The 26,368-nt window shown below is 71.1% G+C and carries 24 protein-coding genes and 1 riboswitch; of the genes, 8 read left to right on the top strand and 16 right to left on the bottom strand.

Features of this window, described 5'->3' with window-relative positions; genetic code table 11:
• The first annotated feature begins 99 nt into the window (after positions 1 to 99).
• The 4 genes from V5F74_RS04740 to V5F74_RS04755 all read left to right on the top strand — a co-directional run bounded on the left by V5F74_RS04740 (position 100) and on the right by V5F74_RS04755 (position 3,414).
• Complete coding sequence (locus V5F74_RS04740; RefSeq protein ID WP_394006549.1) at positions 100 to 1,149, top strand: Tim44 domain-containing protein; 1,050 nt, start codon at positions 100 to 102, stop codon at positions 1,147 to 1,149.
• A gap of 99 nt (positions 1,150 to 1,248) precedes the next feature.
• Positions 1,249 to 2,187 carry an ABC transporter ATP-binding protein gene (locus V5F74_RS04745; RefSeq protein ID WP_029557638.1) on the top strand — a complete coding sequence of 313 codons (939 nt, stop codon included), beginning with the start codon at positions 1,249 to 1,251 and terminating at the stop codon, positions 2,185 to 2,187.
• Complete coding sequence (locus V5F74_RS04750; RefSeq protein WP_029557637.1) at positions 2,184 to 2,945, top strand: ABC transporter permease; 762 nt, start codon at positions 2,184 to 2,186, stop codon at positions 2,943 to 2,945. Before V5F74_RS04745 ends, V5F74_RS04750 begins: the two co-directional genes overlap by 4 nt.
• A gap of 16 nt (positions 2,946 to 2,961) precedes the next feature.
• The gene (locus tag V5F74_RS04755) at positions 2,962 to 3,414 is read left to right on the top strand and encodes a carboxymuconolactone decarboxylase family protein (RefSeq protein ID WP_029557636.1); all 453 of its coding nucleotides are present in this window, start codon (positions 2,962 to 2,964) and stop codon (positions 3,412 to 3,414) included.
• 198 nt (positions 3,415 to 3,612) lie between these two features.
• Here the strand turns inward: V5F74_RS04755 and V5F74_RS04760 are convergent, their stop codons facing one another.
• Both V5F74_RS04760 and V5F74_RS04765 read right to left on the bottom strand, forming a co-directional pair.
• Positions 3,613 to 5,091 carry an NAD-dependent succinate-semialdehyde dehydrogenase gene (locus tag V5F74_RS04760; protein ID WP_051679112.1) on the bottom strand — a complete coding sequence of 493 codons (1,479 nt, stop codon included), beginning with the start codon at positions 5,089 to 5,091 and terminating at the stop codon, positions 3,613 to 3,615.
• 138 nt (positions 5,092 to 5,229) lie between these two features.
• On the bottom strand, positions 5,230 to 5,451 hold the full coding sequence (locus V5F74_RS04765) for a hypothetical protein (RefSeq protein WP_024279974.1): 222 nt from the start codon (positions 5,449 to 5,451) through the stop codon (positions 5,230 to 5,232).
• A gap of 199 nt (positions 5,452 to 5,650) precedes the next feature.
• On the opposite strand from V5F74_RS04765, the gene V5F74_RS04770 reads away from it, so the two are divergent.
• Together V5F74_RS04770 and V5F74_RS04775 are read left to right on the top strand one after the other, a co-directional pair.
• Positions 5,651 to 5,857: a hypothetical protein gene (locus V5F74_RS04770; protein WP_029557634.1), complete on the top strand. Its 207-nt coding sequence runs from the start codon at positions 5,651 to 5,653 to the stop codon at positions 5,855 to 5,857.
• A 129-nt stretch (positions 5,858 to 5,986) separates the two neighbouring features.
• Positions 5,987 to 6,613 carry a LysE family translocator gene (locus tag V5F74_RS04775; protein ID WP_024279976.1) on the top strand — a complete coding sequence of 209 codons (627 nt, stop codon included), beginning with the start codon at positions 5,987 to 5,989 and terminating at the stop codon, positions 6,611 to 6,613.
• Positions 6,614 to 6,616: 3 nt separating this feature from the next.
• Here V5F74_RS04775 and V5F74_RS04780 read toward each other — a convergent pair whose 3' ends face one another.
• Positions 6,617 to 7,951 carry a cobyrinate a,c-diamide synthase gene (locus V5F74_RS04780; protein WP_029557633.1) on the bottom strand — a complete coding sequence of 445 codons (1,335 nt, stop codon included), beginning with the start codon at positions 7,949 to 7,951 and terminating at the stop codon, positions 6,617 to 6,619.
• A 47-nt stretch (positions 7,952 to 7,998) separates the two neighbouring features.
• On the opposite strand from V5F74_RS04780, the gene V5F74_RS04785 reads away from it, so the two are divergent.
• Positions 7,999 to 9,132 carry a cobalt-precorrin-5B (C(1))-methyltransferase gene (locus V5F74_RS04785; RefSeq protein ID WP_394006553.1) on the top strand — a complete coding sequence of 378 codons (1,134 nt, stop codon included), beginning with the start codon at positions 7,999 to 8,001 and terminating at the stop codon, positions 9,130 to 9,132.
• Positions 9,133 to 9,140: 8 nt separating this feature from the next.
• Here the strand turns inward: V5F74_RS04785 and cobM are convergent, their stop codons facing one another.
• From cobM to cbiE, 3 genes are read right to left on the bottom strand one after another with little or no spacing between them, the layout of a single operon-like run.
• A complete protein-coding gene (cobM, locus tag V5F74_RS04790; RefSeq protein ID WP_394006555.1) occupies positions 9,141 to 9,902 on the bottom strand; it encodes a precorrin-4 C(11)-methyltransferase in 762 nt (253 codons plus the stop codon).
• A complete protein-coding gene (locus V5F74_RS04795) occupies positions 9,899 to 10,285 on the bottom strand; it encodes a cobalamin biosynthesis protein (protein ID WP_029557630.1) in 387 nt (128 codons plus the stop codon). Before V5F74_RS04795 ends, cobM begins: the two co-directional genes overlap by 4 nt.
• Positions 10,282 to 11,556, bottom strand: coding sequence for a precorrin-6y C5,15-methyltransferase (decarboxylating) subunit CbiE (cbiE, locus tag V5F74_RS04800; RefSeq protein WP_394006557.1), 1,275 nt, complete (start codon positions 11,554 to 11,556; stop codon positions 10,282 to 10,284). The genes V5F74_RS04795 and cbiE overlap by 4 nt, the downstream gene beginning before the upstream one ends.
• On the opposite strand from cbiE, the gene V5F74_RS04805 reads away from it, so the two are divergent.
• The gene (locus V5F74_RS04805) at positions 11,555 to 12,328 is read left to right on the top strand and encodes a cobalt-precorrin-6A reductase (protein ID WP_394006559.1); all 774 of its coding nucleotides are present in this window, start codon (positions 11,555 to 11,557) and stop codon (positions 12,326 to 12,328) included. The two genes, cbiE and V5F74_RS04805, sit on opposite strands and share 2 nt — an antisense overlap.
• On the opposite strand, the gene V5F74_RS04810 is transcribed toward V5F74_RS04805, so the two are convergent.
• The 10 genes from V5F74_RS04810 to V5F74_RS04855 all read right to left on the bottom strand — a co-directional run bounded on the left by V5F74_RS04810 (position 12,298) and on the right by V5F74_RS04855 (position 26,299).
• Entirely contained in the window at positions 12,298 to 13,056 is a 759-nt protein-coding gene (locus V5F74_RS04810) for a precorrin-3B C(17)-methyltransferase (RefSeq protein WP_394006561.1), read from the bottom strand. The genes V5F74_RS04805 and V5F74_RS04810 overlap by 31 nt on opposite strands.
• Positions 13,053 to 13,778, bottom strand: coding sequence for a precorrin-2 C(20)-methyltransferase (locus V5F74_RS04815; RefSeq protein WP_394006563.1), 726 nt, complete (start codon positions 13,776 to 13,778; stop codon positions 13,053 to 13,055). The genes V5F74_RS04810 and V5F74_RS04815 overlap by 4 nt, the downstream gene beginning before the upstream one ends.
• On the bottom strand, positions 13,775 to 14,410 hold the full coding sequence (locus tag V5F74_RS04820; protein ID WP_250166759.1) for a precorrin-8X methylmutase: 636 nt from the start codon (positions 14,408 to 14,410) through the stop codon (positions 13,775 to 13,777). Before V5F74_RS04820 ends, V5F74_RS04815 begins: the two co-directional genes overlap by 4 nt.
• 13 nt (positions 14,411 to 14,423) lie before the next feature.
• Entirely contained in the window at positions 14,424 to 15,716 is a 1,293-nt protein-coding gene (gene cobG / locus V5F74_RS04825) for a precorrin-3B synthase (protein ID WP_394006566.1), read from the bottom strand.
• Positions 15,713 to 19,066, bottom strand: coding sequence for a cobaltochelatase subunit CobN (gene cobN / locus V5F74_RS04830; RefSeq protein WP_394006567.1), 3,354 nt, complete (start codon positions 19,064 to 19,066; stop codon positions 15,713 to 15,715). The genes cobG and cobN overlap by 4 nt, the downstream gene beginning before the upstream one ends.
• Positions 19,067 to 19,069: 3 nt before the next feature.
• A complete protein-coding gene (gene cobW / locus V5F74_RS04835; RefSeq protein ID WP_029557623.1) occupies positions 19,070 to 20,104 on the bottom strand; it encodes a cobalamin biosynthesis protein CobW in 1,035 nt (344 codons plus the stop codon).
• Positions 20,101 to 20,469 carry a DUF1636 family protein gene (locus V5F74_RS04840; protein WP_051679452.1) on the bottom strand — a complete coding sequence of 123 codons (369 nt, stop codon included), beginning with the start codon at positions 20,467 to 20,469 and terminating at the stop codon, positions 20,101 to 20,103. Before V5F74_RS04840 ends, cobW begins: the two co-directional genes overlap by 4 nt.
• A 197-nt stretch (positions 20,470 to 20,666) precedes the next feature.
• Positions 20,667 to 20,863: riboswitch (cobalamin riboswitch) on the bottom strand.
• Between the two features lie 214 nt (positions 20,864 to 21,077).
• Complete coding sequence (glyS, locus tag V5F74_RS04845; protein ID WP_394006570.1) at positions 21,078 to 23,417, bottom strand: glycine--tRNA ligase subunit beta; 2,340 nt, start codon at positions 23,415 to 23,417, stop codon at positions 21,078 to 21,080.
• Positions 23,418 to 23,635: 218 nt separating this feature from the next.
• Complete coding sequence (locus tag V5F74_RS04850; protein ID WP_394006572.1) at positions 23,636 to 24,943, bottom strand: MFS transporter; 1,308 nt, start codon at positions 24,941 to 24,943, stop codon at positions 23,636 to 23,638.
• Between the two features lie 27 nt (positions 24,944 to 24,970).
• On the bottom strand, positions 24,971 to 26,299 hold the full coding sequence (locus V5F74_RS04855) for an MFS transporter (RefSeq protein ID WP_394006574.1): 1,329 nt from the start codon (positions 26,297 to 26,299) through the stop codon (positions 24,971 to 24,973).
• Between the last annotated feature and the right edge of the window lie 69 nt (positions 26,300 to 26,368).

A 26,368-nucleotide genomic window follows, 5' to 3' on the forward strand; every position in this document is an offset into this window, starting at 1 on the left:
CGCCGCCCCTCCCATATGTCCGTCGGCACACGCAGCGGTGCGCAAGTCACCGCGCGGGAGGATCGAGGACAGATGTCTAGATTTCGCAAGGGTTCGTGGATGGGTTCGCGCAAGGCTTCCGGGATGGTGGCGGTGGCCGTGGCGCTGGGGCTGAGCCTCGTCGTCGCCGATCAGGCAGACGCCCGGCAGGGGGGCTCCTTCGGCAGCCGCGGCACCCGGACCTACACGACGCCGGCCCCGACCCAGACCGCGCCGAGCACCGCGGCGCCCATCCAGCGCTCCACCACGCCCCAGCCCGGCCCGCAGGCCACCAATCCCGGTGCCCGGCCGCAGACGGCGGCGCGCCCCTCCATGTTCGGCAACGGCTTCGGCGGCGCGCTCATGCGCGGCCTGCTCATCGGCGGCCTCGTGGGCATGCTGTTCGGCGGCGGCCTCGGTGGCATGGCCGGCATTCTGGGCCTGCTGCTGCAGGTGGCCCTCATCGGCGGCGCCATCTATCTCGTGATGCGCTTCCTGCGCAGCCGGAACCCCACCCCCGCCGCCGCCGGCTACGGCCGTTCCATGGCGGGCGGACCGATGCCCGGCGGGCCCAACAACGGCCCCATGAACAACGGCTCCATGAACAGCGGCCCGATTCCGGGCTACGGCGTGGGTGGCGGAATGGGCGGAGGAATGGCCGGTGGCCCGGTTCCGCCCCAGCCGTCCGCGCCCCCGGCCCGTGGCGGCAAGACCGACGAGATCAGTGTTCTGCCGGCGGACCTCGACACGTTCGAGCGCCTGCTCGCCACCATCCAGACCGCCTTCTCCCGCGAGGACCAGGGCGAGCTGAAGGCCAACACCACGCCGGAGATGTTCGGCTTCTTGGGCGACGAGTTGCGCGCCAATGCGGAGAAGGGCCTGCGCAACCAGGTCTCCGACGTGAAGCTGCTGCAGGGCGACGTGGCCGAGGCCTGGCGCGAGGGCATGCGCGACTACGCCACCGTGGCCATGCGCTACGCCATCAAGGACCAGATGGTGGACCGCACCAGCGGCCGCGTCGTCTCCGGCAACCCCGGCGTCGGCGAGACCACGGAGATCTGGACCTTCGTGCGCGAGCGCGGTCCTTTCGGCGCCGGCCCGTGGCTGCTCAGCGCCATTCAGGAGACCTGAGCCGAGCCGCTTCACCGGAGCCGCTTCCGCCCTCCCCGCGAATTCAGAATTTACATCCGCCCGGGTCCACCCCCGGGCGGAACGCGCTATAAGGCGCCCATGCCGAACGTCATCACCGTCTCAGGCCTCAGTAAGACCTACGCCACGGGTCACACGGCCCTGAACAATGTCTCGCTGGACATCCGGCGCGGCGAGATCTTCGCCCTTCTCGGCCCCAACGGCGCGGGCAAGACCACCCTCATCTCCATCGTCTGCGGCCTCGTGAAGCCCACCGCCGGCACGGTCACGGTGTCCGGCTTCGACATCGTCTCCCAGTATCGCGAGACCCGCTCGCGCATCGGCCTCGTGCCGCAGGAGCTGACCGCCGAAGCCTTCGAGAGCGTGTTCGCGACGGTGAGCTTCTCGCGCGGCCTGTTCGGCAAGAAGCCCGACCCCGCCTATGTGGAGAAGGTCATCCGCAGCCTCTCCCTCTGGGAGAAGCGGGACTCCCGCATCATGACCCTCTCGGGCGGCATGAAGCGGCGCGTGCTCATCGCCAAGGCGCTGGCCCATGAACCGGAGGTGCTGTTCCTCGATGAACCCTCCGCCGGCGTGGATGTGGAACTGCGCCGCGACATGTGGCGCCTCGTGCGCGAGCTGCGCGATTCCGGCGTCACCATCATCCTCACCACCCATTATCTGGAAGAGGCCGAGGAGATGGCCGACCGGGTAGGCGTCATCAATCGCGGCGAGCTGATCCTCGTGGAGGAGAAGGCCGCGCTGATGAAGACGCTGGGCAAGAAGAAGCTCTCCGTGGAGCTCAACGCGCCGCTGGCCACCGTCCCGGCGCGCCTCGCCCCGTTCAACCTGACGCTCTCCGACGGCGGCGGCTGCCTGACCTACACCTATGCCACGACCCCCGACGGCGCCGAGGGCCGCGACCACGGCATCGCCGACGTGCTGGAGGCGCTGGCCGCCGAGGGCATCGCCTTCCGCGATCTCCACACCCAGCAAAGCTCGCTCGAGGACATCTTCGTCAGCCTGGTGAGGCGCTCGTGAATCTTCAAGCCATCCGCGCCATCTACACCTACGAGATGAACCGCACGCGCCGCACCATCGGCCAGAGCATCGTCTCGCCCGTGCTGTCCACCTCGCTCTATTTCGTGGTGTTCGGCTCGGCCATCGGCTCGCGCATGTCGGAGGTGGGGGGCGTGCCCTACGGCGCCTTCATCGTGCCCGGCCTGATGATGCTGACGCTGCTGACCCAATCCATCAGCAACGCGGCCTTCGCCATCTACTTCCCGCGCTTCACCGGCACCATCTACGAGCTGCTCTCCGCCCCGGTCTCGCCGTTCGAGATCGTGGCCGGCTATGTGGGCGCGGCGGCGACGAAATCCGTGCTGCTCGGGCTCATCATCCTCGCCACGGCCGCGCTGTTCGTGCCCATGGAGGTGCGGCACCCGTTCTGGATGCTCACCTTCCTGGTGCTCACCGCCGTCACCTTCTCGCTGTTCGGCTTCATCATCGGCATCTGGGCGGACGGGTTCGAGCGCTTGCAGCTCATCCCCATGCTGGTCATCACGCCCCTCACCTTCCTCGGCGGCACCTTCTATTCGCTGGAAATGCTGCCGCCGGTGTGGCGCACCATCACCTTGTTCAACCCGGTGGTCTATCTGGTCGCCGGCTTCCGCTGGAGCTTCTTCGGCACGTCCGACGTGCGGGTGGAGGTGAGCGCGGCCATGACCCTCGCCTTCCTCATCGCCTGCCTCCTCATCGTGCGCTGGATGTTCCGCACCGGCTACCGGCTGAAGAGCTGATCCCCAAGAGGCCCCCATGTCCGAAGACTTTGCCCGCCCCACCTACAAGGCGTTCACCGAGCGCGCGCCGGATATCTATGCCGGCCTCGCCGCGCTAACCAAGGGCGTGGACGCCACCGGCCTCGACAAGGGGCTGACCGAGCTGGTGAAAGTGCGCGCCTCGCAGCTCAACGGCTGCGCCTTCTGCCTGAAGTTCCATCTCGGGGTCGCCCGCAAGGCCGGCGTCGCGCAGGAGAAGCTGGACCTGCTCGCAGCGTGGGAGGAGGCCTCCGCCTTCTCCGCCCGTGAAAAGGCGGCGCTGGCCTGGACCGAGGAGCTGACGCTGCTCGGCACCGGAGCCGCCTCGCAGGACGCCTGGGAGGCGGTGCTGGAGGAATTCTCGGCGGACGAGGCCATGTTCCTCACCGTTGCGATCGCCACCATCAACGCCTGGAACCGGATCGGCATCGCCTTCAATTTCGAGGCGTGAGGGGAAGAATCTGCCAGGGCTGACAGAGCGCCGGTCGATACCCTCACTTCCGTCATGGCCGGGCTTGTCCCGGCCATCCACGTCGGGCCGCAGGGGACCAAGTCAGCGATTCACTCCCGGCCGGACCACGTGGATGCCCGGCACGAGGCCGGGCATGACGCTTGTTGGGGCCGTGAGCGCTGTTCAGAAGCTCTCCCCTCACATCCCGCCCATGCAGACGTACTTGATGTTCAGGTAATCGTCGCAGCCGTACTTGGAGCCCTCGCGGCCGACGCCGCTCTCCTTCACGCCGCCGAAGGGCGCCACCTCGGTGGTGATGACGCCGGCATTCACGCCCACCTGCCCGTACTGCAACTGCTCGGAGACGCGGAAGGCGCGGCCGAGGTCCTTGGTGAAGAAGTAGCAGGCGAGGCCGTATTCGGTGTCGTTGGCGTAGGAGACGGCCTGTTCCTCCGTCTCGAACTTGAACAGCGGCGCCAGCGGGCCGAAGATCTCGTCGCGGGCGAAGGCCATGTCCTGCGTGGCATTGGCGAGCACGGTGGGCTCGAAGAAGGTGCCGCCCAGCGCCGGCTGCTTGCCGCCGGTGAGCACGGTGGCGCCCTTGTCGAGCGCGTCCTTCAGCAGCCGCTCCACCTTGGCCAGCGCCCGCGTGTCGATCAGCGGGCCGGCGACCACGCCCGCGTCCACGCCATTACCCACCTTCAGCTGCTTCGAGGCCTCGGCGAACTTCGCGGCGAAGGCGTCATAGATGCCCGCCTGCACATAGAAGCGGTTGGCGCAGACGCAGGTCTGGCCCACGTTGCGATACTTGGAGGCGATGGCCTGCTCCACCGCGAGGTCGAGGTCGGCGTCGTCGAACACGAGGAAGGGCGCGTTGCCGCCCAGCTCCAGCGACACCTTCTTCATGGTCTCGGCGGACTGCTTCATCAGCAGCTTGCCCACGGGGGTCGAGCCGGTGAACGTCACCTTCTTGACCGCCGGGTTGGAGGTCATCTCGCCGCCGATGGCCGGGGCATCGCCCACCACGATGTTGACCACGCCGGCCGGAATGCCGGCCATCTCCGCCAGTACGCCCCAGGCGAGGCCCGAATAGGGGGTCAGTTCGGAGGGCTTGCACACCACGGTGCAGCCGGCCGCCAGCGCCGCGCCGATCTTGCGCGAGAGCATGGAGGAGGGGAAATTCCACGGCGTCACCGCCGCGCACACGCCCACCGGCTCCTTGGTGACGAGGATGCGGCGGTTGGGCCACGGCGAGGGGATCACGTCGCCATAGAGGCGGCGGGCCTCCTCGGCGAACCAGCGCACATAGGCGGCGGAGCCACCGACCTCGCCCTTGGCCTCGGCCAGCGGCTTGCCCTGCTCGGTGGTGAGGATGAGCGCCAGCTCGTCGGCATTCTGGGTGATGAGGTCGGCGAGCTTGTGCAGCTTGGCCGCGCGCTCGGCGGCGGTGGTGGCGCGCCAGGTCTTGAAGGCCTCGGCGGCGGCCTCGATGGCGCGGCGCGTCTCGGCGGCGCCGGCCTTCGGAATGGTGCCGATGATCGCGCCCGTGGCCGGATTGTTGACCTCGATGGTCTCGCCGCCATCGGCATCCACCCACGCCCCGCCGATCAGCATCTTGTCGCGCAACAGGGTGAAATGGTGGGGCTCGGAGGTGAAGGCGGGCTGGGTGGCGGCCATGGACATGCTCCTTGGGTCTTGCTGCCTCCGGCCGTGGCATGCCGGAGGGCGCGCGCTCGTACCGGGCGCGGCGGCGCCCGTGGGATATACGATCAGCCGGGACCGGACCAGAGGGTCGGTATCAGCGCACGCAGATGTTCAGCGCACGCAGGTGATGGAGTGGAAGGGCACGATCTGCTCCTTCTGCCCGATCCCCACAGCCACCTGGCAGCGCAGATAATCCTTGCCGACGCTCAAAGGGGCAAAGCCGGTGATGGTGTTGCCGCCGACCACCTGGATGATGATGGCCTGACCTTCCTTGTGGCCGACGATGTCGAGCACGGCCTGGCGGAAATCGTCTTCCTTGTTCTGGCACTGCATCGCGTCCCTCCCGTGGGGAACCGGGCGTGCATGCGGCCCGGCGGACCGGCGCGCCTCTGGGAACTATAACGCCGCTTCGGCCGATCCGGTCATGCTCTAAACGCATGCGACATGCGGCGGCCATCTCCCGTTGATCCGCGTCAAGGGCGCCGTTGGGGAAGGGGCTAGAAGTTGAGCGTCTGCCCGCGGGAGCTTTGTCATGCTCAAGATCGCGATTCTCGTTTGGCTCGTGCTTGCCACCACTTTTGCGGGTGCTGCGGTGCTGGCCGTCCTGTCCATCCCTTCGCTGGCCGGGCAGGACATGCGCCTCATCCCCATCGCGGCCGGTGTCGGCGCGGTCGTGGCCATTCCGTTCGCGCTCATCATCGCCAAGCGCATCCTGGCGCTGACGGCGACAAAGGCCTGAGCGGCGCCGGGCGGCGATTCACACCGCGGAGGCGGCGGTTGACCGCCTCCTCCGGCCGCGGCCATTCTTTGCGTTTCCGTGAGGGGCGCAAAGGAAACGGCCGTGGGTTTTGATGTCATGTTGGGTTCGATGACGCTTGAGACCTGGGCGGCGTTCGCCGGGGCCTCGGCCGTCCTCCTCGTCATTCCCGGCCCCACCGTGCTGCTGGTGGTGTCCTATGCCCTCGGGCAGGGATGGCGGACGGCGCTGCCCATGGCGGTGGGTGTCGCGCTCGGCGATTTCACGGCCATGACCCTGTCCATGCTCGGCGTGGGCGCGCTGCTGTCCGCCTCGGCGAGCGTGTTCCTCGCGGTGAAATGGGCGGGTGCGGCCTATCTCGTCTATCTCGGCATCAAGCTCTGGCGCGCGGGCGGGACGCTCGATGCGGCGCCGCGCACGGAACGCTCCGCGCCGCTGAAGATGATGGCCCACGCTTGGCTGGTGACGGCGCTGAACCCCAAGAGCATCACCTTCTTCGTGGCTTTCCTGCCCCAGTTCCTCGACCCGCACGCGGCTTTCCTGCCGCAGTTGCTGGTGTTCCAGGCGACGTTCCTCACCCTCGCCTTCCTCAATGCGCTCGCCTATGCGCTCGCCGCCTCCCGCGCCCGCCGCGCGGTGCGCAGCCCGCGCGTGCTCGGCGCCATCAACAAGGCGGGCGGCTCCCTGCTCATCGGCGCGGGGATCGCCACCGTGGCGGTGCGCAGCGGCAATTCGTGAGGCTCACCCCCGCGCGATGGCGTGGAAGAAGCTGCCGGTGACGCTGCCTCGGCGGCTGCCAGCCAGCCCGAGGGGGCGGCCTTCGGCGTCCGAGAGGTCGGCGAGGGGTTGGTCCTCTCCACGCGAGAGCACGGTTGCATAATGGAATTCGTGGCCGCGCACCCACGCTCCCTCCGGCCCCAGCGGCGAGGGGGCGATGAGGCGCGCCTGCCGGTAGCCCAGATTCATGCGGCGCTTGGCGAAGCTGGTTTCCAGTTCCAGCAGGCCGAGCATGGCATGGCGCACGCCCTCCGCATCCACGAGGCCGGCGCCCAGCGCCATATAGCCCCCGCACTCCCCATGCACCGGCTTTCCCGCCGCCGCAAAGGCATGGACGCCGGCGCGGAAGCACTCCGCCGCCGCCAGCCGTCCGGCATGCAGCTCGGGATAGCCGCCGGGCAGCCAGAGCGCGTCGCAGGAGGCATCTGGCGCCTCGTCCGCCAGCGGAGAGAAGGGCACGATTTCCGCCCCCTGCCCGCGCCAGCCGGCGAGCATGTGGGCATAGACGAAGCCGAAGGCCGCATCCTGCGCCAGCGCGATCCGCTGGCCCGGCGGCGGCAGCAGCGCCTTGCCGTCCCCCTGCCCCTCCCCCACCCCGGCCTGAAGCGGCGCGGCGGCGGCGATGATGCCGTCGAGGTCGAGATGGGCCTCGGCGAGATCGGCCAGCGCCGCGAGGCGGGCCGGCAGGTCGTCCGTCTCCCCCGCCTGCACGAGGCCGAGATGGCGCTCGGGCAGCACGATGTCCGCCGCGCGCGGCACCGTGCCGAGCACCGGCACGCCGAGCGGGGCGACCGCATCCCGGATCATCCGCTCGTGCCGCTCGCTGCCCAATTTGTTCAGCACCACCCCGGCGATGCGCACCGCCGGATCATGCCCGATGAAGCCGCGCAGCACCGCCGCCGCCGTCTGCGACTGGCCGGAGACATCCAGCACCAGCAGCACCGGCAGGCCGAGCCGGGCCGCCACATCCGCCCCCGCGCCGGTGCGGCCCTTTTCCACCGCCACCCCGTCGAACAGGCCCATGGCCCCCTCGCCGATGACGATCTGAGCCCCCTCCCCCGCCAGCCCAGCGAGATAGTCGAGCAGCGCCGGGGGCATGGCCCAGCTGTCGAGGTTCAGCCCCGGCCGGCCGGTGGCGGCGGCATGGAAGGCGGGGTCGATGTAATCCGGCCCGGACTTGATGGCCCGCACCGCCTTGCCCCGCCGACGCAGCGCCGCCAGCAAGGCGAGGGTCACGGTCGTCTTGCCCGAGCCCGAGCGCGGGGCGGCGATGAGAAGGCCGCGGGGCGCATCACTCATGACGCGCACCCTTCCTTGCCGGCACCCGGACGGCTATCACGGAGCCCATGAACACGGGCGACACCGCCGACGACGCATCCGACAGGCCGCTCAAGCGTGGCTGGACCACCGGCACCTGCGCGGCCGGCGCAGCCAAGGCGGCGTTCGCGGCGCTGGTCACGGGCGACTTTCCCGATCCGATCGAGGTGGAGCTGCCCTCCGGCGCCCGCCCGGCCTTCGCCCTCGCCATGCATGATCGCGGCAGTGAGGCGGCCACCGCCGGCATCGTGAAGGATGCGGGCGATGATCCGGACGTGACCCACGGCGCCCTCGTTCGCGCCACCGTGCGGCGCGGCGCTCCGGGTGCGGGCGTGACCTTCGCGGCGGGCGCGGGTGTCGGCACGGTCACGCGGCCGGGCCTGCCCATTCCGCCCGGCGAGCCGGCCATCAATCCCGTGCCCCGCCGCATGATCGCCGCCGGCATCGCGGAGGTCGCCGCCGCCCATGGCGTCGCGGGCGATGCGGAGGTGGAGATTTCCATCGAGGACGGCGCCGCGCTGGCGCTGAAGACGCTCAACCCGCGCCTCGGCATCGTCGGCGGCCTGTCGGTGCTGGGCACCACGGGCATCGTCGTGCCCTATTCCTGCGCGGCGTGGATCCACTCCATCCATCGCGGCATCGATGTGGCCCGCGCCATGGGGCTCGACCACGTGGCCGGCGCCACCGGCTCCGCTTCCGAGGCGGCGGTGGCGAAGCTGCACGGGCTCGACGAGGTGGCGCTCATCGACATGGGCGATTTCGTCGGCGGCATGCTGAAATATGTTCACGCTCACCCCGTGCCCAAGGTGACGGTGGCCGGTGGCGTGGCCAAGATGACGAAGCTGGCGCAGGGTTTCCTCGATCTGCATTCCAAGCGCGGCAGCGCCGATTTGCCCGCCCTCGCCCGCCTCGCTGCCGAAGCCGGTGCGGATGCCGATCTGTGCGCCCGCATCGCCGGGGCGAACATGGTGGCGGAGGCCTTCCAGATCGCGGCGACCGCCGGCTTCCCGCTGGGGGATTGCGTCGCCCGCGCCGCCTGGACCACCGCCGCCCGCGCCCTCGACCGGGCGGATGTGCTGCTGGAAATCACCGTCTTCGACCGCGACGGTGCCCTCATGGGCCGCGCGCCGCTCCTGCCCGCCAAAGGACCCGCAAGGCGCTGAGCGGCGGATCATTCACCACCCCCGCGAAAGCGGCGGACATAGGCGGTGTCATAGAGCGCACTCTCGCGGAAATCCTCCGCAGCCAGCGCCCGCCCCACGAGGATCAGCGCCGTACGCGGGATGGGATCAGCGGCGAGCTTGTCCGCGATATCGCCGAGCGTGCCCCGCACCACCCGCTCGTTGGGCCATGTCGCCCGCGCCACCACCGCCACCGGGCAGTCCGCGCCCAGCACGGGCACCAACTCCGCCACCACAAGATCCAGCGCGTGGATGGCGAGATGGATGGCGAGCGTCGCCCCGGTCTGCGCGAAGGTCGCGAGCTTCTCCGCCTCCGGCATGGCCGAGGCGCGGCCGGAGACGCGGGTGATGACGAGGCTTTGCGCCACTTCCGGCACGGTCAGCTCGCGGCCCAGCACCGCGGCCGCCGCCGCGAAGGCCGGCACGCCGGGCGTCAGCGTATAGGGAATGCCCCGCCGCTCCAGGCGGCGGATCTGCTCGGCCACCGCGCTGTAGACGGAGAGATCGCCCGAATGCAGCCGCGCCACGTCCTCCCCGGCCTCGAAGGCGCGGACATATTCCGCTTCGATCCGGTCGAGATCGAGCGGCGCCGTATCGACGATGCGCGCCCCCGGCGGGCACCAGCCGAGCATTTCGGCCGGCACGATAGAGCCGGCATAGAGGCACACCGGGCAGCGGGCGATGAGATCGCGCCCGCGCACGGTGATGAGATCCGCCGCGCCGGGGCCGGCGCCGATGAAATGGACGGTCAAACCACACCCTCCCGCCGCGCCAGCGCGCAAGTGACGGGGCCGAGCGCGAGGCGCGGACCGAGCAGCCGGCCATGGGCCCCCGCCGCCGCCAGCGCGGCCGTTTCTGCGGCGGAGGGCACGCGCAGCAGCGCCACCACCCGCTCCGAATGGGTCTTGGCCCGGCTGGAGGCGGCTTCCAGCTGACTCTGCGGCACCAGCACCAGAGGCAGGCCGAGCAGCGCCGCCGCCTCGCTGATGCCGGCCTCCCCGCCCTTGATCGCCGGGGTGGCGACGAGGGATACGTCGTCCCGCCCAAGCTCGGCGCGCGCGAGGGCGGCGTCGAAGGCGGCGATCACCTCCTCCACCGACACGCCCCGCTTCGAGCCGATCCCGGCCACGATCATACGCCCTCTCCCGCGTCTGTCGTCTCTCTGGGCTTCTCCCAGCGCCATTGCGTCACCGGCATGGCGGGCCGCCAGCCGGTCATGCCCTTCACCGCCACCGAGCGCGCCAGCGAAATGCGCGTGAGCGTCCCGCCGAGGCGGGCATGGGCGGCGATCAGCAGGGCCTCGGTCTCCAGCGTCACCGCATTGGCCACCATCCGCCCGCCCGGCTTGAGCGCTTCAAGCGCCATGTCGAACACACCGGGCTCGCTGGCCCCGCCGCCGATGAAGATCACATCCGGCGTGGGCAATCCGGCAAGGGCGCCCGGTGCCGCACCCTCCACCACCTTCAGGTGCGGCACGCCCAGCTTATGTGCATTGCGGCCGATGCGGGCGGCGCGCTCGGCATTGCCCTCGATGGCTATGGCCGCGAGGGAGGGATGCGCCAGCAGCCATTCGATGGCGATGGAGCCCGCCCCCGCGCCGATGTCCCACAGCAATTCGCCCCGTCGCGGCGCGAGGGAGGAAAGGGTCAGCGCGCGCACCTCGCGCTTGGTGATCTGCCCGTCATGCTCGAACAGATCGTCCGCGAGGCCGGCAGCGAGCGGCAGGATGGGCGCATCGGGCGCGGCCCGCACCTCTAGCGCCACCACATTGAGGGCGGCCACGTCGCCGAGATCAAAACCCTCGGCCGTGGCGCTGCGGATGCGTTCCGCTGGCCCGCCCAGCGCTTCCAGCACCGTCAGGCGGGAGGCGCCGCAGCCATGAGCCGTGGCGAAGGCCGCCACCTGCGCCGGGCCCTCCCCGTCCGAAGTCAGCAGCAGCAGCCGCGCGCCGTCCTGCAGGAACGACCGCAACCGCGCCAGCGGGCGGCCGTGGAGGGAGACCATGTCCACCTCCTGCTGCGCCCAGCCGAGCCGGGCGGCGGCCAGCGCGAAGGCGGAGGGGGCGGGAAAGGAGGACATTTCGTCCGCCGGCACATGGCGCGCAAGGCTCGCACCGACGCCGTAGAGAAACGGATCGCCCGAGGCCAGCACGCACACCCGCTGCCCGCGCGCCGCCAAGACCCCATCGAGGCTGAAGGGGCTCGGCCACACCCGCGCCTCGCCTTTCACCAGATCCCCGGCCAGCGCCAGATGCCGCGCGCCCCCGATCACGATTTCAGCGGCGGAAACGGCGGCGCGGGCGGCGGGGGAGAGGCCCTGCGCCCCATCCTCGCCAATGCCGACGATGGACAGCCAGCGCCCGGCCGGGGCAGTGTCGGCGGCGATGGAAACCCCTGCCTCAGCCATGACACCCCACATCCTTCTCCTCGGCGGCACCGGCGATGCCCGCGCGCTGGCGACAAGGCTCGCACCGCGCGCCGACATCCGCGTCACGCTCTCGCTTGCCGGCCGGACCGAAAACCCGGCGCCCCAGCCGGTGCCGGTGCGCGTCGGCGGCTTCGGCGGGCCGGCCGGGCTGGAAGACTATCTCAAGGCGGAGGGCATCGCCGCCGTCATCGATGCGACGCATCCCTATGCGGCGCGCATGTCTTTCAACGCCGCGCTCGCCTGCGCGGCGGCGGGCGTGCCGCTCCTCGCGCTGCGCCGCGCGCCATGGCAGGCGCAGCCGGGTGATCGCTGGCGCGAGGTGGCGGATGTGCCGGCCGCCGTGGGGGCGCTGGGGGAGGAACCCCGCCGCGTCTTCCTCGCGCTCGGCCGCAACGAGGTGCGCGCCTTCGAGGCCGCGCCGCAGCACGCCTATCTGGTGCGCAGCGTCGATCCCGTCACGCCGCCGCTCGCCGTGCCGCAGGCAGACTACGTGCTCGGACGCGGGCCGTTCGGCGAAGCGGAGGACCATGCTTTGCTCAAGGCCCATGGCATCGACACCATCGTCGCCAAGAACAGCGGCGGCAGCGCCACCTATGGCAAGATGGCGGCGGCGCGGGCGCTGGACATCGAGGTGATCCTGATCGCCCGCCCGCCGGTGCCGGACGTGCCCGCCGTGGAGCGCCCGGCCGAGGCCGAGGCCTGGCTCGACGGCATCCTCGCTCACGGCGCGGGCGCCGAGCGCGGCGCATAGACGAGGGGCGACTTCCCCTCGCGCGCCACGATGCGAGTCTCGGCGGTGCCGATGAGGACGCAGGTCGCCATGTCCGCCCGCGCGGGATCGGCCTCGGCCAGCGTCGCAAGCGCGATGCGCTCGTCGTCCCGCCCCGCCGCACGGCCGAACACCACGGGCACGGAGCCCGGCAGCTTTTCCCGCAGCAGCTCGAACGCGCGGCCGAGCTGCCAGGGCCGCGCCTTGCTGATGGGATTGTAGAGGGCGATCACGAAACCGGCCTCGGCGGCGAGGGCGAGGCGCTTTTCCACCAGCGGCCAGGGCTTGAGATTGTCCGAGAGGGAGATGGCGCAGAAATCGTGGCCCAACGGCGCGCCGCAGCGCGCGGCCACCGCCAGCATGGCGGTGACGCCGGGGACGATCTCGACGTCCAGCGCCCGCCACTCCGCCGGCCCATGCTCGATGGCCTCGCACACCGCCGCCGCCATGGCGAACACGCCGGGATCGCCGCCCGACACCATCACCACCTTCGCCCCGGCCACGGCCGCCTCAAGGGCGGCAGAGGCGCGGGCGATCTCCTCGCGATTGTCCGAAGGCCGCCGCTCCTGCCCCGGCCGTTCCGGCAGGCGGGCGAGATAGGGCACGTAGCCGAACAGGATGTCCGCCGCCGCCACCGCCTCGGCGGCTTCCGGCGTCATCTGCCGCGCCGCGCCGGGGCCGACGCCGACAACGGTGAGCCGCCCGCTCACGCCGCGCGCTCCCAGCCGGGCACCAGCACGATGGCGAAATAGGGCGCCGGCCCCTCCGCCCGCTCGGCGAGGGGAATGAGCGCGCAATCGGCCATGGTGCCGCGCTCCACATAGACGGCGCGATCGAGCCGGCCGGCAGCGGCCAGCGCGCGGCGGATCTTCGGCAGGTTGCGCCCCACCTTCATGATGACCGCCGCATCCGCCTCGGCGAGGCGGCGGGCGAGTTCGGCCTCATCCAGCGTGCCGGGCAGCACCATGAGCACATCGTCGCCCTGCGCGATGGGGGCGCCGGCTTCCGACCAGCAGCCGGACATGCCGGTGACGCCGGGGATCACCTGGGTCTGGAACCGTCCGGCGAGACGCACATGGATGTGCATGTAGGAGCCGTAGAAGAGCGGATCGCCCTCGCTCAGCACCGCCACCGTGCGGCCGGCCATGAGATGCTCGGCCACCGCGGCGGCGGAGGCGTCGTAGAAGGCGCCGATGGCCGTGCGATAGGCCTCGTCGTGCCGGTGGATTTCGGTGGTGACGGGATAGAGCAGCGGCAGCTCCACCGCGCCCGGCGGGAAGTGCGCGGCGGCCACCGTGCGGGCGTGGCTGACATTGCCGGCCTTGGCGAAATAGCCCACCACATCAGTGCTTTGCAGCGCCTTCACCGCCTTGAGGGTGAGAAGATCGGGATCGCCCGGGCCGACGCCCACGCCGATGAGATGTCCCTTCACAGCCCGGCCCTCGCAAGCGCGTTCACAGCGGCCGACGTGATGGCGCTGCCGCCCAGCCGCCCGCGCACGATGGCGAAGGGCACGCCGCGCGGATCGTCCGCCAGCGCATCCTTGGATTCCGCCGCGCCCACGAAGCCCACCGGCATGCCGAGGATGGCCGCCGGCTTGGGCGCACCGCGATCCAGCATTTCCAGAAGGTGGAAGAGCGCGGTGGGCGCATTGCCGATGGCGACCACCGACCCGGCGAGGTGTTCGCCCCACAGTTCCAGCGCGGCGGCGGAACGGGTGGTGCCGAGCTTTTCCGCCAGCGCCGGCACCGCCGGATCGCGCAGGGTGCAGATGACGTCATTGCCAGCCGGAAGCCGCGCGCGGGTGATGCCGTGGGCCACCATCTGCGCATCGCACAGGATGGGTGCGCCGGCCTGGAGCGCCGCGCGCGCGGCGGCAACCGAGCCGGGGCCGAACACGAAGTCCCGCGCCGCCTCCACGAGGCCGCAGGCGTGGATCATCCGCACCGCCACGTCCTCCTCCTCCGCCGAGAAGCGGGAGAGGTCGGCTTCCGCGCGGATGATGGCGAAGGATCGCTCGTAGATGGCCGTGCCGTCGCGCACGTAATCGAGGGGAAGGGTCATTCTGCGCGGCTCGTCACGTCGTCTTTTCCGGCCCGTCTGTTGTCGCCGTGCCCGCCCACAGGCCCGCCAGATCCAGGCGGGCAAGGAGCGCACGTGTCGTTTCACCCGGATTTCGCCGGGCCGCCAGCGTCGCGGCGAGGGATGCGACAGCGGCGGGAAGGTCCGCCGCCGGCCGCACCGGGCGCGCCGCGCCGGAGGCAGGGCCGTCATGCACCAGTGCGGCGCCGCCGTCCATGCCCACGAAGGCGAGGGTCGTCGGCGCGGGGTGGGCGCAGCCCTTGGTACAGGCGGAGAGGTGCAGAGACACCGTCCCATCCAGCAGCGGCGCGAATGCCTGCGCCAGCACCGGCGCGAGCGCACGGGCCGGGATGTGGGCGGAGGCGCAGGCCGGCGCCCCGGCACAGGCGGCGACGGCGGCGCGGGAATCGTTCGCGGCGGTGATGCAGCCGAGGGCGGCGATGCGCGCGGCGAAGGCATCGACACCGGCTGGCGAAAGCCCGGTGGCGAGGAGCGTGCGCTCGGGTGCCGGGCGCAGGTCCCGCGCGCCGGTCGCTTCCGCCGCTTCGGCAAGGGCCTCGAACTGCGCGGCATCACCCGCCCCGAAGGGCAGGCCAAAGCCGAAGGCCAATGTGCCATCGGCCAGCGGAATGCGCCCCAGCGGCGGCGCGGCTTCGGCCACGCGCGCCCGGCCGCCACATCCTGGCAGATCGGTGGCGCGGGCCGCACGACCCAAGGCGGCGATGGACGCGAGCGCGGCCAATGCCTCGGCCACCGCGTCGCCCTCGGACAGCACGCGGGCCGGCCCATTGCCGATGGTGAGCGCCCAGTGTCCCGGCCAAGCTGCGACGAGGCGCACATCCGCCTTCTGCGCGGCGAGGCTGACGGCGCCGCCGCCCTCCACCACCACCGACACCTTCGGCCCCAGCTTCCCCGCCAGAGGCTGCGCCCCGGCGATGATCGCGGCGGCGAGTGGATGCCCGTCCGCGATCTCGGTCGGGTCCATCCCGCCCAGCGGCGAGACATCCACCGCGAGGCCGAGGCGCGGCGTGATGCCGAGCGCGACCACCGCATCCTGAAGCAGCGGAACGGTCTCGGCGGTCAGCCCGCGCACCTGAAGGCTGCCGCGCGCCGTCACCTCCATCATCCCGTTGCCGAGGCGGCGGGCAGCGTCGGCCAGCCCACGCAGTTGCACTGGCGAGAGCCGGCCATCGGAGGGGACGAGGCGCAGGATGAGGCCGTCGCCGGTCTCCATGGGCGCAAGGAAGGCCGGGCAGGCGCCGCGACGGGTGGGGGGGATCGGCGTCATTCCGCGGCCTCCCGGCCGGCTTCGGCGCGGAGGGCGTCGAGATCGCTGTCGAGATCGTTGCGCCGTGCATGCCACAGGCCGCGCCGCCGCGCATCGGCGAAGCGGCGGGCAATCGCGCGGGCGGCGGCGGGGTTCTGCGCGAGCAGGAAGGCGCGCACCTCAGGGTCCATCACATAGGCCGCGTGGAGGCGGTCCAGCAGCGCGGCGGGCACCTGCTCCGTGGTCTCGGCGAAGGCGACGAGGCGGTCCACCGTCTCCGCCAGCTCCGATGCGCCGCGGGGGCCGTGTCGCATCTGCCCGGCGATGAAGCGGGCGGAGACGCGCCCGTGCACCAGCCGCGCCAGCGCTTCCTTGAGCGGTCGGGCGCGGGGGCGGTCGGGATCGGTCGTGTCGAGCACGACGAGATGGGCCGAGCGCCCCAGCGCCGCGCCGGCCGCCGCGAAGCCGCCCATGAAGGCGGCATCCTCGCTGCCGTCGAGGAGGTCGCGGGCGGCATCGTCAGCGCCATGCACCAGCGCATCCGCTTCGGCGAGCCGCGCCGCGAACAGGCCGGGCGCCGGGCGCGCGGTGCCGTCCGCGCCGCCATAAGCATGGGAGGCGGCGGCGAGATAGGCGTGGCCCAGCTCTTCCCGCGTCTCGAACGCCCCGCGCTGCAAGGTCGCCTCGATGCCCGCGCCATAGGCGCCGGGCGCGGAGCCGAACAGGCGGGACAGGTCCTCCCCCTTGCGGCGGGCCTCGGCGAGGGGGTTTTCCGAAGCGTCCTCGTCGCGCTCCGCCACCGCGCGCACGGCGGCATCCAGCAAGGCGATCTGGGCGGGGAAGATGTCTCGGAACAGGCCGGAGATGCGGAAGGTCACGTCGATGCGCGGGCGGCCGAGCACAGCGGGCGGCAGCACCTCCACCCCCGTGACGCGGCCGGTCGCGGCCTCCCACACCGGCCGGCAGCCGAGGAAGGCGAGGCCCTGGGCGATCTCCTCGCCCCCCGTGCGCAGGCTGGCGCTGCCCCACAAGTCCAGCACCAGCGCGCGGGGCCAGTCGCCCTGTTCCTGAAGAATGAGGCGCACCGCCTCGTCCGCCGCCTTGCGGGCGAGGTCGCAGGCGGTGGGGGTGGGCAGCGTGCGCGGATCAGCGGTGAAGAGATTGCGCCCGGTGGGCAGCACATCCCGCCGCCCCCGCGCCGGAGCACCGGCCGGGCCGGCGGGCACGAAGCGGCCGTCGAGGGCAGTCAGCAGCGCGCGGGTTTCCGCCTCCGCCGAGGCGGCGCGCAGCGGGTCGGCCTCGCCCTCGGCCGTGGCGCCGAAGATGTGGAGGCCGTCCTTCACCGCGAGGTCCTTCAGGTCGCACAGCCACGCATCGATGCGGCGCAGCGCCTCGTCCGGATCGGCGCCTGCGGAAACGCCGGCGGTGGCGGCAAGGCCGGTCTCGGCGGCGGTCTCGACGATGAGGGCGGCGAGGCGCTCGCGGCGGCGGCGGTCGAGGCCGTCGGCCTGCGCATATTCATCCACCAGCCGCTCCAGCCGCTGCTCGGCCTCGCTGAGGCCTGCGGCAGCCAGCGGCGGTGGCAGGTGGCCGATGGTGACGGCGGCGAGCCGGCGCTTGGCCTGCGCCGCCTCGCCGGGATTGGAGACGATGAAGGGATAGACCACCGGCAGCGCCCCCATCACCACCTGCGGAAAGCAGGCCGGGGTGAGCGCCACCGCCTTGCCCGGCAGCCATTCCAGCGTGCCATGGGCGCCGAGATGGACCACGGCGTGGGCATCCAGCCCTTCCCGCAGCCACAGGCCGAAGGCGAGGAGCCCGTGGCGGGGCGGCAGGCTGGCGTCGTGATAATCCGCCCGCCGATCGAGGCTCGCACCACGATCGGGGGCGAAGGCGAGCGTGATAGTGCCGGAACGGGCGTGGCGGAAGCGGAAGGCGCCATCGACGACATCCGCATCGTCCTCCGGAGCGCGCCAGGCGGCGGTGACGGCGGCCTGCGCGGCCTCCGGCAGGGTGGCGAAGAGGCCCCGGTAGGTGTCCAGCGTCAGCGCCGGTTCGGGCTGGAACGCGGCAAGGAGCGCCTTTGCATCGTCGGGCACGGGGCCGGCGCCGTAGCCGGCCGCCGCGAGCGTCCCAAGCATCCGCCGCGCGCTCTCGGGCACGTCGAGGCCCACCGCATAGCCGGCGCGGCCTTCCGCGCCGGGATAGTCCGGCAGGATCAGCGCCAGCCTCCGCTCCGCGCGGGGCGTGGCGGCGAGGCGCACCAGCGCCGCCGCGCGATCGGCCACATGGGCCACCGCCTCCGGCTCGGGCCGGTTGATGGCGGCGGTGAAGGCGAGGTCGGCGTCGGGCGGGGCGAAATCCTTGAAGGAGAGGGCGCCGGCCAGCACGCGCCCGTCCAACTCCGGCAGCACCACGTGCATGGCGAGGTCCGCCGCCGAGAAGCCGCGTGGGCTCCCCGCCCACGCCTCCCGCGCCGTGGTGGCGGGCGCCGCCTGTAGCACCGGCGGGCCGCCTTCCGGGAACAGCTCGGCCGCATCGCCGGCCGCGAAGGCGGTGGTGGTGAGGAGGATGGCGGGGTCCAGCGCCGCCGTCGCCGCCCGCACGGCCGCGCGGGCCTCCGGCGCCTTGAGGCTGGGGACGAACAGGCAATGGGCGGCGATGCCCCGCGCTTCCAGCGCTACAGCCAGCGCATCCACGGCGGCGGTGTCGGCGGCGAGCCATTGGGAGCGGTAGAAGAGGATGAGCGCGTTCGGCCGCCCCTCCCCTTCCCTGCCCTTGTCCCGCCCACGCACCTCCTCCAGCGTCGCGAGGCCGGCGCCGGGGCGGTGGAAGGCGGTGGCCGGCACGGGGTGCGGCACGGGGATGGCATGGGGCGCGGGAAAGCCCGCCGCCTCGCCCATGGCGGCGAGCAGGGCCGCCATGTTCGCCGGCCCACCCGCACGGAAATAGCCGAGCCAGCGGGCGAGCGTATCCTGCGGCAGCGTGGAGAGGGCGGCGAGGCGCGGGTCGTCCTGGTCCTCGCCGGGCAGCAGCGCAAGGGCGATGCCACGGGCGCGGGCCGTGGCGGCCAATTGCTCGGCGCCGTAACGCCACCAATCCAGCCCGCCGAGCTGGCGCACCAGCACCACCTTCGCCTTGGCCGCGATCTTCTCCACCCACAGGTCCACGGACATGGGGTGGCGCAGATCCTTCAGCCGCGCGAGGCGCAGGCTAGGCACCGCACCGCCGCGCGCCCGCCAGGCGGCGGCGAGGGCGATGAGATCGCTGTCGGTGAAGGAGAGGGCCACCATGTCGCCGGGCGGCTGGGCGAGGTCGACCGGCTCGGCCAACTCCTCCATGCTCGTCGATGTGGTGGCGAGGATGTGCATGGGCTAGCCGAGGATGGCCTGTTCCACCGCCGCGCGGTCGAAGCCCTTGAGGCCGATGACCACCAGCGCCCCGCGCCGCGCCTCGCCCGCGCCCCACGCGCGATCGAAATGGTGCGACACGCGCGGGCCGACGCCCTGCACCAGCAGGCGCAGCGGCTTGCCTTCCACAGCGGCGAAGCCCTTCACGCGCAGCACGTCCGGCGTCTCCGCCGCCTTCACCACGCGGGCGGCCAGCGCGGCGGGATCGGCGATCTCGGGCAAGGCGAGGACGATGCTCTCGAACTCGTCGTGGTCGTGGTCTTCCTCGTCGTCGTGATGGGTGCGGCGGGTGTCGATCAGGTCTTCCGCGCCGACGCCGAGGCCGAGCAGCACGGCCAGATCCACCTTGCCGCCGGAGGATCGCACCAGCTTCACCGCGCGCGGCAGGGCGCCGGCCACCGCCTTCTCGGCGGCGATGAATCCGGCCGCATCGAGCAGATCGGACTTGGAGAGGATGACGAGATCGGCACAGGCGATCTGGTCCTCGAACACTTCTTCCACGGGATCGTCATGGTCGAGGCTTTCGTCCCCGGCCCGCTGCGCGTCCAGCGCGGCGAGATCAGGGGCGACGCGGCCTTCCGCCAGCGCCGGGCCGTCCACCACCGCGATCACGCCGTCCACCGTCACCCGGCCCTTGATGGCCGGCCACTGGAAGGCCTGCACCAGCGGCTTCGGCAGCGCGAGGCCGGAGGTCTCGATGAGGATATGATCCACCTTCGGCGCGCGGGCGAGGATCTGGTCCAGCGCCGGCACGAAATCATCCGCCACGGTGCAGCACAGGCAGCCGTTGGCCAGTTCCACGATGGAGCCCTCGTCGCAGCTCTCGATGCCGCAGCCCTTCAGGATCTCGCCGTCGATGCCCACGTCGCCAAACTCGTTGACGATCACCGCGAGGCGCTTGCCGCCGGCATTCTCCAGCACATGGCGGATCAGCGTCGTCTTTCCGGCACCGAGGAAGCCGGTGACGATGGTGCAGGGCACGCGGGCGAGGGAGGTCATCGGGTCTCCTTGGGGAAAAGCGGGGGAATGCGCGCGACCATGCCGCGCTTGAGAGCATCCGGCCGGCCGCGCCAGGGCATCAGGCCGTCTGGCGAGCCTGCGAGAAGCGCGGCGCCGGTGAGAAGGTCAGCGGCGCTGTCGGGGGAGAGGTCGCCGAACACATAGGTCCAGCCATCGCGGCGAACCATGGCGGCGGAGAGCGCGCGCTTGCAATTGGCGAGACAGGAAACGCCTTCGACCGCGACGCCTTCCACCGCGACGCCTTCGGGGAGGGATGCGGCGCAGGCGGAGGCGAGGAGGCGGGCGCCGTCACGCTGGGCGTCGGGTGGGGCGTCATTGCCGGGGGCGCGGCAGGTGGTGCAGATGAGGAGGGTGACGGCGGGGGCGGTTTCGCGCGCGGCTTCTGGCGCAGCTTGGGGCGCGCAGCCGGCTTCCGCGCTGTCGCCGCCCGGCTCGGGTGCTGTGCTGTCGGGAATCGCGCCGCGCTCCACCGAAACGTCCACGGGTGCGAGCGCCCGCGCGCACGGGCTCGAAGGGACGCAATACCGGAGCACCCCGCCCGGCGCGGACCTCGTCGAAGGCAGGTCTCCTGGCTCGCGGTTCACCGCCCCCGCCGCCTTCCCGGATTGCTCCAGTGGCGTCTGGCAGGGGCTCACCGCCGACAGTTGCGGGGGCAGCCGCGGCATTGGGGGGTCTCCCCGCACCGCATTCCCTTTTACGCCCGTGTGGGACCACGGGACCTTCGACGCCGCCACTAAAGGCAGTGGCGGGCGGGATTGTCAAATGAGGGCGTAGAACCCCGGACCAGCGACGGCGAAGCCGGAGCGCCGAGCCGGGGCCCAGCGCAAGGCACCGCCGCAGGCGCTTCAATATCCGGCGGTCTCGGGCTTTGCCCGCTGCGCGGAGGCTCCTTGCGCTGGCCCCCGGCTCTCCTTCCACTCCGCTGCGCTGCGTTGCAGTCGGCCGGGGCGCCCTACCCCTCGATGCGGTCGAAATCGGCGATGCCGCGGGTGGCGGCGCGGATTTCGTCGAGCAGCTTCAGGCGGTTCTCGCGCAGCGCGGGATCGGCGTCGTTCACCGTCACGGCGTCGAAGAAGGCATCCACCGGCTGGCGCAGGTCCGACAGCGCGGTCATGGCGGCCTCGAAATCCTCGGCCGCGACGGCCCTGGAGACGCGGGCCTTCACGTCCTCGATGGCGGCGGCGAGGTGCTCCTCGGCCGGCTCCTTGAGCAGCGCGGCGGAGGTGGGGCCGGCGAAGGCGCGGCCGTCCTTCTTCTCCTCGATGCGCAGGATGTTCACCGCGCGGCGATAGCCGGCGAGCAGGTTCCTGCCATCCTCGGTGGCGAGGAAGGCGGCCAGCGCCTCCACGCGGCGGACGACGAGGAGGAGGTCGTCCTGCCCTTCGAGGGCGAAGACGGCATCGACGAGATCGTGACGGGCGCCGCGGTCGCGGAGGTAGACTTTCAGGCGGTCGGCGAAGAAGGCGAGGAGGTCGGCGCTCTGAAATGAGAGGAGGTCTGCAATCGTTCGGGGATTTGAAGGACCGCTCACTTGATAGATCGGACGTTCGTTGTCTATTTCGCCCTCAGAAACGATTCCTAGATAAAGCTCTTTGTTTGAGGGAGTGGAACGGATGATAGAGATGGCCTCGGACATAGGCGGCAATGTCCCTCCCATAATTTCATCCGGCCAAATCATCTCCATCGCATCGCCCAAACCGACTCTTGAAAAAATCGCCTTGTACCCAGCGTTCTCAGCTCGTTTTACGTAGGTTTGAGTTCGAAAAGCTCGAGCCTGGAATTCAACCGCATCAACCAACCTCAACCGAATCCCATTCTCCAGCACAATCCTAATCACCCCCAGCGCCGCCCGCCGCAGCGCATAGGGGTCCTTGCTCCCGGTCGGCTTCTCATCGATCGCCCAGAAGCCCACCAGCGTGTCGATCTTGTCCGCCAGCGCCACGGCCACGGAGACCGGCGCGGTCGGCACACGGTCGTTCGGACCCTGCGGCTTGTAGTGCTCCTCGCAGGCGGCGGCGACCTCAGCCGGCAGGTTCTCGCCCTGCGCGTAATAGCGGCCCATGAGGCCCTGAAGCTCGGGGAATTCGCCCACCACCTCGGTGAGCAAATCCGCCTTCGCCACCAGCGCGGCCTCCTCGGCCAGCGCCACCGGCGCACCCACCTTGGGGGCCAGCTCCTTGGCGAGGCGGACGATGCGCTCAATGCGCTCGGCCTGGGAGCCCAGCTTCTCGTGGAAGGTGATGGACTGGAACTTGGGCATGCGGCTGGCGAGGCCGTTCAGCCGGTCCGTGTCCCAGAAGAATTTCGCGTCCGACAGCCGGGCGCGGATGACCCGCTCGTTGCCGGCGACGATGGCCGCGCCGCCGTCCGAGGCGACGAGGTTGGAGATGAGGATGAAGCGGTTGGCGAGGCGCCCGGTCTTGGGGTCCTTCAGCACGAAGCACTTCTGGTTGGCGCGGATGGTGGCGCGGATCACCTCGTCCGGAATGTCGAGGAAGCGTTCCTCGAACGATCCCATGAGCACCACGGGCCATTCCACCAGCCCGCACACCTCGTCCAGCAGGCCCTCGTCCTCCACCAGCTCAAGGCCGGCGGCGAGCGCGAGGTCCTTGGCGTCGTTGAGGATGATTTCCTTGCGGCGGTCGCGGTCGGCCACCACCCTGGCGGCCTCCAGCTTCGCCATCCAGTCGTCCAGCCGCTTCACGGTGAAAGGCTCGGGCGCCATGAAGCGGTGGCCGCGGGTGACGTTGGAGGCCTCGATGCCGTCCACCGAGAAATGCACCACCTCCGGCTCATCCCCCTCGGCGCCGAAGGTGGCGACGATGGAATGGAGCGGGCGCACCCAGCGCAGCGTGCCGGCCCCCCAGCGCATGGACTTCGGCCAGGGGAACTTGCGGATGATGTCCGGCACGATCTCGGCCACCACCTCGGTTGTGGCGCGGCCGGGCTTTTCCACCACGGCCACGTAGAAATCGCCCTTCTTGGGGTCGGACTGGATGGTCGCCTGATCGAGGGAGGCCAGACCCGCGCTTTTAAGGAAGCCGGCCACCGCCTGCTCGGGCGCGCCCACGCGCGGCCCCTTCTTCTCCTCCCGCTGGTCGGCCTGACGGCCGGGCAGGCCGTGCACGGCCAGCGCGAGGCGGCGCGGCGTCACGAAGGCCTTCGCGCCCTCGTAGAGCAGGCCGCGCTCCACCAGTGCGTCGGTGACGAGCTTCTTCAGCGCGTCGGCCGCCTGGGCCTGCATGCGGGCGGGGATTTCCTCGGAGAAAAGTTCGAGCAGAAGATCGGGCATCGGTTCGGGCTCGTCCTCCCCATGCGGGGAGGCTGGCGCTTGCGCGCGGCGGGTGAATTTCGCGGCCTGTGCTAGAGCGCGATCCGGGCGGATTGAAACAATCCGCCCGGATCGCGCTCTAAACTCAGGGAAGAGAACGCGTGATCCAATCAGATTGCGATGCAATCTGATTGGCGCGTGCTCTAGTGCCTTTCGGCCGCCGCGTCGAGGGGGCGGGCTCAGTCGAGGGAGCGGCCACGCATCTCCGTGAGCCCCAGCGCGGCGAGGAAGGCCACCACGCCGCCGGCGATCATGAAGAAGGCCGGGGCCATGGCATCACCGGTGAGACTCACCAGCAAGACCGCCACCATGGGCGCCGTGCCGCCGCCGAGGCCGAGGCCGAGATTCCAGCTCAGCCCCACCGCCGTGCAGCGGGTGTGGCGGGGAAACATCTCCACCAGCGCCACCGCCATGGGTCCACCATAGATGGAGACGATCACCGCAAAACCGAGCTGCCCCAGCAGCGCCAGCCCGGCCGAGCCGGAACCCAGCAGCAGGAACAGCGGCCAGGTGAACACGGCAAGGCACAGGAATCCGCCGACGATGAGCGGCTTGCGGCCGATGCGATCGGACAGCGCGGCGAAGCCGAAGCACCCCGCCATCACCACCGCCATGCTCACGGCGTTCAGCTCCAGCGCCACATGGGGGGTGAAATGGTCCTGCTGCTGCAGCCAGGTCGCGAGATAGACGAAGGAGAGGTAATAGGCGATGCCCAGCACGATGTTGATGAGCGTCGCCCTGAGGATGCCGCCGCCACTCTCGCGGAAGGCCTCCACCACCGGCAGGGTCGGCCGGTGCACCGGCTTCACGTCGCGCGCCACCGTCCGGCGCAGGATGAGGGCAAAGCCGCCGAGCAGGCAGCCGAGCAGGAAGGGAATGCGCCAGCCCCAGGCGGCGAGGTCGTCCGCCGACATGAGGCCGGAGACGAGCGCCCCCACCGCCGAGCCCAGCAGCATCCCGCCATTGCAGCCGACGATGACCAGCGAGGTCACCGCCCCACGCCAGCGCAGCTGCGCATTTTCCGCCAGGAAGACGGCGGAGGTCATGTATTCCCCGCCCACCGACAGCCCCTGCGCGAGGCGCAGCATCAGCAGCAGCACGGCGGAGAGCACGCCCGCCGTCTCATAGGTGGGCAGGAGGCCGACGCAGAAGGTTGAGATGCTCATGAGCGCGGCGGAGGACATGAGCGCCGCGCGCCGGCCCAGCCTGTCGCCGATATGGCCGAACAGCACCGAGCCCAAAGGCCGCATGAGGAAGGAGGCCGCGAACACGCCGAACACCGAGAGCATGGCTGCCGTGGGGCTCGACTCGGGGAAGAAGTTGCGGGCGAAGATGCTGGCGAGGAAGCCGTAGACGGCGAAATCGTACCATTCCAGCACGTTGCCGAGCATGCCAGCGGCCATCAGCCGGCGCGAGAGGACGGGCGCGCCGTCGGGCGCCATCCCGCCGGAGACGTCTTCGGCCTCGTTGTGCGCAATGCTGCTCATCAATCCCGTTCCTGCTCCGCTCAAGCGTTAGGGCCATTGGGAAGGTGCGTCCAGCACCCGGCCCCGGCGTTCGGCAAGGGCCACGACGCCCACCAGCGCGACGGCCGCCAGCCCCATCAGATGGACCGCCGGCGCCATGGAGAGGCCGAGGCCGCTCACGAAATAGGTGGCCAGCATGGGCGCGAAGCCGCCGGAGACGCCGATGCCGAGATTCCACGCAAAGCCCATGGCGCTGCACCGCACCGGCGTCTCGAACAATTCCACCAGCAGCGCCGGCAGCGGGCTCGTGACCGCCGCGGCCATCACCGAGAAGACGAGCTGCGCCGCCAGCACTTCCGCCGGGCTGCCGCCGCGCAGCAGCAGGAACAGCGGCCAGGAGAGAAAGACGAAGCCGGAAAGCCCCGCCGCCACGATCCGGCGCCGGCCGATGCGGTCCGACAGCGCGGCGAACAGCAGGCAGCAGATCACCGACACGATCAGCGCGAGGGTGGTGAAGGCAAGGGCGGTCGCGGGGGCAAGGCCGGCCTCCTGCTCCATATAGGTCGGCAGGTAGACAAACAGGAGATAGGTGTCGGCGCCGACGAACACGGTCACCAGCATCGCGGCGACGATGGAGCCGCCCGCCTCCCGGAAGGCCCGCGTCAGCGGCAGGCCCCTGGCCTTGCTGCCCCCGCGATCGCCGGGTCGGCGCCGGCGCAGCACCAGCGCCGTGATGCCGAGCACCGCGCCGAGCAGGAACGGCAGCCGCCAGCCGAAGGCCTGCATCGCCTCCGCCGACAGAAGCGCGCTCAGCAGCGCGCAAACGCCGGAGCCGATGAGCGTTCCGGTCTGCCCTCCTGCCGTGGAGAAGGCGGCGGTGAGGCCGCGATGGCGGGGCACGGCATGCTCGGCGAGATAGATGGAGGAGGTGGTGTATTCCCCACCGATGGACAGCCCCTGCAACAGCCGCAGGATGAGGAGCAGCAAGGGGGCGAGGACGCCGGCGGTCGCATAGGTGGGCAACAGGCCGATACCCACCGTGGCGCAGCTCATGACCGAGACCGAAGCAATGAGCGCGATGCGGGGGCCGAACCGGTCGCCCACATGGCCGAACAGGATCGCCCCCAAGGGCCGCATCAGGAAGGCCGCGCCGAACAGGCCGAAGGCGGAGATGAGCCCCACCAGCGCATCCTCGGCCGGAAAGAAGGTGCGGGCGAAGATGGGCGCGAGGAAGCCGTAGGAGGCGAAGTCGTACCACTCCAAGAGATTGCCGATGGCGCCTGCCGCGAGCAGGCGCGGCGACGCGCCGCCCGGATGGGACGCGCCCGGCGGCCGGATGCCGGACAGGTCACGGGTGCCGACATCGGTGGCGGTCATGGCGGGTCCGGACGGCGGGCGGGTGCGGCTCCGTTTCAGCTACCACCCGAATGGAGGCCGGGGCAATCC

The sequence above is a fragment of the Xanthobacter aminoxidans genome (assembly GCF_043193615.1).
Classification (GTDB): Bacteria; Pseudomonadota; Alphaproteobacteria; order Rhizobiales; family Xanthobacteraceae; genus Xanthobacter; species Xanthobacter aminoxidans.